The organism is Polaromonas sp. P1_G4 (assembly GCF_056405475.1).
Map to the genome: position 1 here is coordinate 1 of NZ_JBFUCA010000169.1, position 7,979 is coordinate 7,979.

A 7,979-nucleotide genomic window follows, 5' to 3' on the forward strand; every position below is an offset into this window, starting at 1 on the left:
CGCCAGCCAGCATCTGAAACAGCATGACACCCAGCGAGTACAAGTCCGAGCGCCCGTCGACTTTTTTACCTGCAATCTGCTCCGGCGACATGAAGCTGGGCGTCCCCAATACAAGACCGGTCTTTGTTTTGCTTGAATCCGTAATGCGAGCGATGCCGAAGTCGGTCACCTTCACCGTATCGCTTTCGATTTCATACATGATGTTGGCCGGTTTGATGTCCCGGTGCACCACATTCTGCTTGTGTGCGTAAGCCAGGGCTTCAGCCACCCGTGCCACGATGGACAGGACCTTCGGGACCGGCAACAAATGGCCGTCCTTGGTGACATCTGCCAGATCCTTGCCCTTCAGAAACTCCATGGCAATGAATGCCAGGTCGTGTTCTTCACCCGCATCAAAAATCGTGACAATGTTCTGGTGCTGCAGCCGGCCAGCGGTCTCGGCTTCCCTGAAGAAGCGCTCCCGCGCATCGTCAAGCTCCTCGCCCTCGAACTCCTGACTCAAAGCCATAGTCTTGATGGCGACGACACGGCCAATCTTTGGGTCCTTGCCGAGGTACACCACGCCCATGGCGCCCTTGCCCAATTCCTTTTCGACTTGATAGCRACCCAACATGGGCTTTTCAACACCCCCACCGTCAAGGAGCATGGTCCCGCCCGGGTGCGCGCCGCCACCGCCCAAAATGACGGTTTCCGACAGGTTTTTGGCCCGATTAAGCTTGGACTGCAGGTCTTTGTGGTTCTTGTTGTAGGTGGCCATGTACTCGTACACGGCTTGAGCTTTGTTGAACTGGCGCTTGCGCTCGAAATCCAGCGCTAGGTTGTTCATGTTGTCCATCAGTGCGTCAGTGAAAGGTACGCGGCGAAAACGATCAAACGCCATGTCGAGCTGGCCTTGACCTTGCAGCGCCAGACCCATCATGCGATTGGTCTCGGCCGATTCCTCGTCGGACTTGAGCTTGCCAGCCTCGGTCATGAGGAAGCGCTTGGTCGTCAACGCCAGGTGGCCGATCACCAGCAGGGCTGCGGGAAAGACAAACTTGAGCCAGGTCGCGGCCGCCGACAGCAAGCCGAACTCAACCACCAGCAACACCAGGAACAGTGCCAACGTGATGACCGCAGCCTTACCAGCGGAGAGGCGAGGCAACCCGGCGATAAGGTAAGCCGCAACCACGAGCAGAACAGCCAACGTAGCCCAGACACCCCAAGTCGGCTGGACAATGAAGTGTTCACTCAGGATGCTGGAAGTGATGTGCGCAATGGTCTCTGCCGGTGACAGCCCCGGACCGGCCGGCGTCGTGAAGAGGCTACCCACGCCCTGCGCCGTGGCGCCGATCACCACAATCTTGTCCGCATATTTGGTGGCAGGGATTTTGCCAGTCAGCACGTCATAGAAGGAGTCAACTGCAAAAGCAGGCTTGCCGCCGCTGCCTTTATAAAACTGCGGCAACATCAGGGCCGACTCGTCGGTGCGCACTCGGAGCTTGCCGATTTRCACCGACTCCCCCACGTTGAGCTYGATATCAGAGGTGTTGAGGTTGAGGCTTTTTGCGGCAGCCAGCAGCGCCATAGAGGGCACACCCTTGCCGTAATAATTGACAAGCAGCGGCTCCTGGCGAACTGCCCCATCAACGGGATCCTGTATCTGGTTCAGGTGGCCTATACCGGCGGCGGCATTGCCTATGGCTTCAATCGGCTGGGTGCCGCGTATTGCCGCAATGGAAAAGCCGTTGCTCTCGTCAATCGCGCTTTTGAGCGCGTAGGCCGGCAGCGGATTGTCTGGCCTGCCCTGCGGCTCGCCAAGAGTAAACACCGAGGGCACAAGCACATTGCCGGCATTGACCATACTGGCAGCCAGCTTGGCATCGCTATCCAGCGCCACCTCGGCATCCGCAATCACCTTGCTCAATTGCTCGCCAATACCAGTTTGCGCGACAGCAGGATCGCCGAGGACCTCTTTCATCTTGCGGATAAAAGCGAGACCTCGGTCGGTTTGAGGCTCAAAGAAAAAAGCCGTGTGGACGACTGTCTTGGTCTTGGCGGCTGTCAACTGGTCTATCAGCTTCGCATGGACGTCCCGGGGCCAGGGCCAACGGCCTATATTCGCGATGCTTTGGTCGTCAATCGCAATAACCGCTATACGGTCTGAGGGCTGACGATTGCTGCTGGTGCTCGCATAGTCATAGTAACGGCGCTCAAGTGTGCCGAAAAAATCGGTCAGGCCATGCAAAAAAAGGACGGCCAGCACCACCAGAACGCCCACAAACCAGTCGGCCCGCCAGAACTGACTCAATTTCCTAGATGTTTTGGCCACTTCCCGTCCCTTGTCCTGATTCGCTATGCATAGCCCCAGCCATTTTTGTAATTGCTTTGTACTATCGGTCCTCCGGCAGCAAATTTCGTGCGCCGGATATCACCCGCCGACTGTTTCGGCAGGTTACAAGTCTCCTGACAATGGACATTAACAGACGGGGTGCGGCTGGACAAGCGACTTCTGCACCGCAAGCGTGCCGACTGTTGCAAATAAGTGGTTTTCTGGTATKCGCGGCGCGCATCCGGTCCGCAGCAGGTGGCGAACGCTAAGAAACGACCCTAACCGCCAAAGGGGCTGCGGCGGCCGGGCCGTACGCCGGTTCAGGCGGAAGGCGCCTTTGTCTGCTGCCGTTTGGTCRGGTAGGTGCMCAGTGCCACCACGAGCACGGCACCCACAATCCCACCGGCAGTCACCGTATGGTCGCTAACGGCACCAAAATAGCTCACTACCGCAGGATCCGTCAGCAACATCTCACCCGCCAGGAAGCCCAAAAGAGCTGCACCGATGGTAATGATGATGGGGAAGCGCTCCATGACCTTGGTCAACAAGGTGGCGCCGAAAATAATCAGCGGGATGCTCACCAGAAGACCCAGTACCAGCAACGGGAGGTTGCCCTTGGCGGCTGCTGCGACTGCCAGAACGTTGTCCAGGCTCATTACCAGATCGGCAATCAGGATAGTGCGAATCGCAGCCATCATGCCGTTGATTTCGTGGCCTTCGCCGTCTTCATCTTCTTCGCCTTTGAGCAGGTCCACGCCAATGTAGACCAGCAGTACGGCACCGATCATCTTCAGGTATGGCAAGCTCAACAGCTGAATGGCCACAATGGTCAGCACGATACGCATCACGATCGCGGCGGCGCTGCCCCAGAAGATCGCCTTGCCGCGCTGCTCGGGTTTGAGTGTGCGCGCAGCCATGGCAATTACCACGGCGTTATCCCCAGACAGCACGATGTTGGCAAGAAGGATGGAGCCGAAAGCGCTCCAGAAGAGGGGGGACGCGAGGTCCAGTCCGAAAAACATGGCAGCTCCTGTTATGAATTAAAAAAGCGCTGGGAAGCGCTTTTTTGTTTTGGAGAGTCTAAGCCGCAATAGGCCAATCCCGATTGGTATTACTGCTTACCTGCTTGACCGTGGTCAAGTTTTCAAATCACTTTTTTGTGGTGGCGCCTTACAGCAGCGCTTTGAGCAGTTTGGCCATTTCCGAAGGATTGCGCGTCACGGTGAAACCGCAGGCTTCCATGATGGCAAGTTTGGCATCGGCCGTGTCGGCGCCGCCGGAGATCAGCGCGCCCGCATGGCCCATCCGCTTGCCGGCAGGGGCAGTCACACCAGCAATGAAGCCAACGATCGGTTTTTTCATGTTGGCCTTGCACCACTGGGCGGCTTCGGCCTCATCKGGACCGCCGATTTCGCCGATCATGATGACGGCGTCAGTGTCCGGATCGTCATTGAAGGCTTTCATCACGTCAATGTGCTTGAGGCCATTGATCGGGTCGCCGCCGATACCGACTGCACTCGATTGGCCCAGGCCGATTTCGGTCAATTGCGCCACAGCTTCATAGGTCAGCGTGCCGGAGCGGCTGACTACGCCGATACGGCCCTTGCGGTGGATATGTCCTGGCATGATGCCGATCTTGATTTCTTCAGGCGTGATCAGACCGGGGCAATTGGGGCCCAGCAGCAGGGTTTTCTTGCCGCCGGCAGCTTCCTTGGCTTTCATGCGGTTGCGCACTTCCAGCATGTCCTTGACCGGAATGCCTTCGGTGATGCAGATCGCCAGGTCCAGGTTGGCTTCAACAGCCTCCCAGATGGCGGCGGCAGCGCCTGCAGGGGGCACATAGATGACCGACACGGTTGCGCCGGTCGCCTTGGCGGCTTCGGTCACGTTGGCAAAAATCGGGATGCCTTCGAAGTCTTCGCCGGCTTTCTTGGGATTCACACCGGCCACAAAAGCTTCTTTGCCGTTCGCGTAGTCGCGGCACATGCGGGTGTGGAATTGACCGGTTTTGCCGGTGATGCCCTGGGTGATGACTTTGGTGTTTTTGTTGATGTAGATGGACATGTTCTTGGCTCCGGGCTTTTATTTGACAGCGGCGACGATTTTGGTCGCGGCTTCGGCCATGGTGTCTGCGGCGATGATGGGAAGGCCAGAATCGGCCAGCATCTTCTTGCCCAGGTCTTCGTTGGTGCCCTTCATGCGCACGACCAGTGGAACCGAAAGGTTCACGGCCTTGCAGGCGGTGATCACGCCGTCGGCGATGGTGTCGCACTTCATGATGCCGCCGAAGATGTTGACCAGGATGCCTTTGACATCAGGGTTCTTCAGCATGATCTTGAAGGCTTCGGTGACTTTTTCAGCTGTTGCGCCGCCGCCCACATCCAGGAAGTTGGCTGGCTCGCCACCGAAAAGTTTAATGGTGTCCATGGTCGCCATGGCCAGGCCTGCGCCGTTGACCAGGCAGCCGATGTTGCCGTCCAGGCTGATGTAAGCGAGGTCGAACTTGCTGGCTTCGACTTCGGCCGGGTCTTCTTCGTCCAGGTCGCGATAGGCCACGATTTCGGGATGGCGGAACAGCGCGTTGGCATCGAAGTTGAACTTCGCATCCAGGGCCATGACTTCACCCTTGCTGTTGCGGTTCAGGGGGTTGATTTCAACCAGCGACGCGTCGGTCTCCATATAGCACTTGTAGAGCTTTTTCAGGATGTCGACGGTCTGCGCCACGGAGTCGGCAGGCATGCCGATGCCGGCGGCGATTTGCTTCGCCTGGGCGTCCGTCATGCCGACCAGCGGATCGACAAACACCTTGATGATTTTTTCAGGGTTGGAATGAGCCACCTCTTCGATGTCCATGCCGCCTTCGCTGGAGGCGATGAAGGCCACCTTTTGCGACTCACGGTCGGTCACGGCCGAAACGTAGTATTCCTTTTGGATGTCGGCGCCGTCTTCAATATAGAGGCGGCGGACTTTCTGGCCTTCTGGGCCGGTCTGGTGCGTTTTCAGCTGCATGYCGAGGATTTCGCCGGCAATGCGCTTGACGTCGTCGATGGTTTTGGCAACCTTCACGCCGCCGCCCTTGCCGCGGCCGCCCGCGTGGATCTGGGCCTTGACCACCCACACCGGGCCACCTAGCTTCTGGGCGGCTTCCACCGCCTCCTGCACCGTGAAGGCCGGGATGCCGCGCGGCACTGGCACACCAAAATTGCGCAAGATTTCCTTGCCCTGGTACTCGTGAATTTTCATGAAAGACCTTCAGAATTCAGTAAAAGAGGGGGGTGCAACAGGGATTTGGGCAGAGGAATGGGGTGTCGGAAACAGGCCACACCGGCCCAAAAAACCACGTCGGCGGTCACTGCAGGCAGCAACGCAGAACTGTATCATGGTGCGACGCACAACTCTTGTGCCCGCCTTACACCCCGAAAAGGGCCGAAATTGACCTCTGGGGCGGCCAGCCGCCCACTTTGTTTTGTACCTGGAAGCCCATGCCTAAAGTATTTATTGACGGCGAAGCCGGCACCACGGGCCTGCAAATCCGCGAGCGGCTGCAAGCCATGCCGCAGATCGAACTCGTCAGCATCGCGCCCGAGCTGCGCAAGGACGCGGCCGCCAAGCGCGCCCTGATGGCGCAGGTGGATATGGTGATCCTGTGCCTGCACGACGACGCGGCACGCGAATCGGTCGCCATGATTGACAGCTTGACCGGCAAAAAGCCCAAAATCATTGACGCCTCCACGGCTCACCGCACCGTGTCCGGCTGGGTTTACGGCTTTCCCGAACTGACCCAGACCCAGCGCGCCGCCGTAGCCGCTGCCGACCGCGTGGGCAACCCCGGCTGCTACGCCACCGGTGCGATCGCGCTGATCCGTCCGCTGGTTGACGCCGGCATGATCCCGGCCGACTTCCCGCTGAGCCTTCCCGCTGTGAGCGGTTACTCCGGCGGCGGCCGGCAGATGATTGAAGACTACGAAGCCGGCACCGCTCCCCTGTTTGAACTTTACGGCCTGGGCCTGAAACACAAACACCTGCCCGAAATCATGAAATACACAGGGCTCACACGCCGGCCGGTGTTCATTCCGTCGGTAGGCAACTTCAAGCAGGGCATGCTGGTGCAATTGCCGCTGCACCTTGACTTGCTGCCCGGCAAACCAACCGGGGCGCAGTTGCAGGACGTACTGGCCAAACACTATGCCGGCAGCGAATGGGTAACCGCGGAGGCCGCGCCCGAGTCAGGCAAGCTGGATGCGCTGGCGCTGAACGACACCAACAAGATGGAGTTGCGCGTGTTTGCCAATGAAGAGTACCGCCATGCGGTGCTGGTGGCGCGGCTGGACAACCTGGGCAAGGGCGCATCCGGCGCTGCAGTCCAAAACCTGAAGCTGATGCTGGGTCTCTAATCGTCCGGACCAGACAACCAAACTCCTTGCCTCCCAAAGTTGAAGCTCAGCCTTCCATTTTGATGTGTTCAAGCGCCTTTGGCAATTCACTGCCGACTTTCTTTACTACTTCTTCCCAACAACGGCTCTCGCCTTGGCGGAATAGGCGCGCCGTGGGGTACCAGGGGCTGTCGTCCCGTTCAAGCATCCAGCGCCAATCTGGCCGATAAGGCAGCATGAGCCACAGCGGTTTTCCCATCGCGCCAACCAGATGGGCGACGCTGGTGTCGACGCTGATGACAAGGTCCACGCAATCAGCCAGAGCAACTGTGTCTTCAAAGGTTTTCAGCGCGTCACCTGCAAAGAAGATGCCGGCCGACTCGACCAGCTCTTGGTCAGCCTCACGCACCTCTTTTTGCAGGCACACCAGCTGGCAGGACTGCGGCAAAGCGTCCAGCAGCGTCGCCAGCGGCATCGACCTGTTCGCATCATTCTGATGTGTCGCGCTACCTGACCAGACCAAGCCCAGCCTTGGGCCGCGCTCTGTGCTGAGCTTTCGCAACTCTCCTTCCCATCCTGTCTTCAGGGCAGGAATGCTTCGCAAGTAGGGAATGGCCGCCGGAATGCTGGTCAGGTCGGTTTCAAACGCGAACGGTAGGCTGAACAATGGGCAGTGAAAGTCAAAATCCCCAGGCAATTGCCCGCGGCCCACAAGAATGCAGTCATCCTTGAAGTCCGCGCAGAGCGGCTCTATCGAAGCCGGGACCGATAAAAATACTTTCGCGCCTCTGGTGGCAATCAAMGGGATGTAGCGCAGCAACTGTATGGTGTCGCCCAAGCCTTGTTCACCATACAGGAAAATGCTTTTACCAATAAGCGACTCGCCGGTCCAAATAGGCTTGCCGAAATTGGGCCTAGGCGGACGCGGACCAAGCGCGCTGGCAAACCACCGCCATTCGTATTCAGGCCAGCCTTGGCGCAGGTCGCCAAGCAGCAAATGGGCAACGGCCTTGTTCCAGTGGAGATTGGCATGGTCGCCCTCCGCCGCGAGACCGCGATCAGCAACCGTCACCACTTCAGCACAGCGACCCAGATTCAGCAGGGTGCAGCCCATGTTGTACAGAACGTGCGTATTTTGCGGCTGCAGGCTAACGGCGCGTTCATGAAAAGCCATGGCCTGATCAAGCCGACCCAACCGGTCGCAGGCCGCACCGGCATTCGACAGCGCGTCCGCATGCTGGGGCTGCAATGCGATCACCTGCTCGTAACTTTGCAAGGCTAACGCATGCTTGCCC

6 protein-coding genes are annotated in these 7,979 nt (G+C 58.6%); 1 reads left to right on the forward strand and 5 read right to left on the reverse strand.

Annotation, left to right across the window (positions count from 1 at the left end; genetic code table 11):
• The 4 genes from AC1D1X_RS10465 to sucC all read right to left on the reverse strand — a co-directional run.
• Nucleotides 1-2,290, reverse strand: a 2,290-nt coding sequence (locus AC1D1X_RS10465; protein WP_477698242.1) for a CHASE2 domain-containing serine/threonine-protein kinase, incomplete at its 3' end; no start/stop codon positions are given.
• 341 nt (nt 2,291-2,631) lie between these two features.
• Nucleotides 2,632-3,333 (reverse strand): TerC family protein, encoded by a 702-nt coding sequence (locus AC1D1X_RS10470; protein WP_477698243.1) that lies wholly within the window; start codon nt 3,331-3,333, stop codon nt 2,632-2,634.
• Nucleotides 3,334-3,481: 148 nt separating this feature from the next.
• Complete coding sequence (sucD, locus tag AC1D1X_RS10475; protein WP_457282070.1) at nt 3,482-4,375, reverse strand: succinate--CoA ligase subunit alpha; 894 nt, start codon at nt 4,373-4,375, stop codon at nt 3,482-3,484.
• An 18-nt stretch (nt 4,376-4,393) separates the two neighbouring features.
• Nucleotides 4,394-5,554: an ADP-forming succinate--CoA ligase subunit beta gene (sucC, locus tag AC1D1X_RS10480; protein WP_477698244.1), complete on the reverse strand. Its 1,161-nt coding sequence runs from the start codon at nt 5,552-5,554 to the stop codon at nt 4,394-4,396.
• A gap of 239 nt (nt 5,555-5,793) precedes the next feature.
• On the opposite strand from sucC, the gene argC reads away from it, so the two are divergent.
• Nucleotides 5,794-6,705 (forward strand): N-acetyl-gamma-glutamyl-phosphate reductase, encoded by a 912-nt coding sequence (gene argC, locus AC1D1X_RS10485; protein WP_477670590.1) that lies wholly within the window; start codon nt 5,794-5,796, stop codon nt 6,703-6,705.
• Between the two features lie 46 nt (nt 6,706-6,751).
• On the opposite strand, the gene AC1D1X_RS10490 is transcribed toward argC, so the two are convergent.
• Nucleotides 6,752-7,979: tetratricopeptide repeat protein (locus tag AC1D1X_RS10490; protein WP_477698245.1), on the reverse strand; the 1,228-nt coding region annotated here is incomplete at its 5' end.

Coding starts and splice junctions, on each gene's coding strand:
- argC (WP_477670590.1), top strand. CDS start 5,794: ATGCCTAAAGTATTTATTGACGGCGAAGCCGGCACCACGGGCCTGCAA.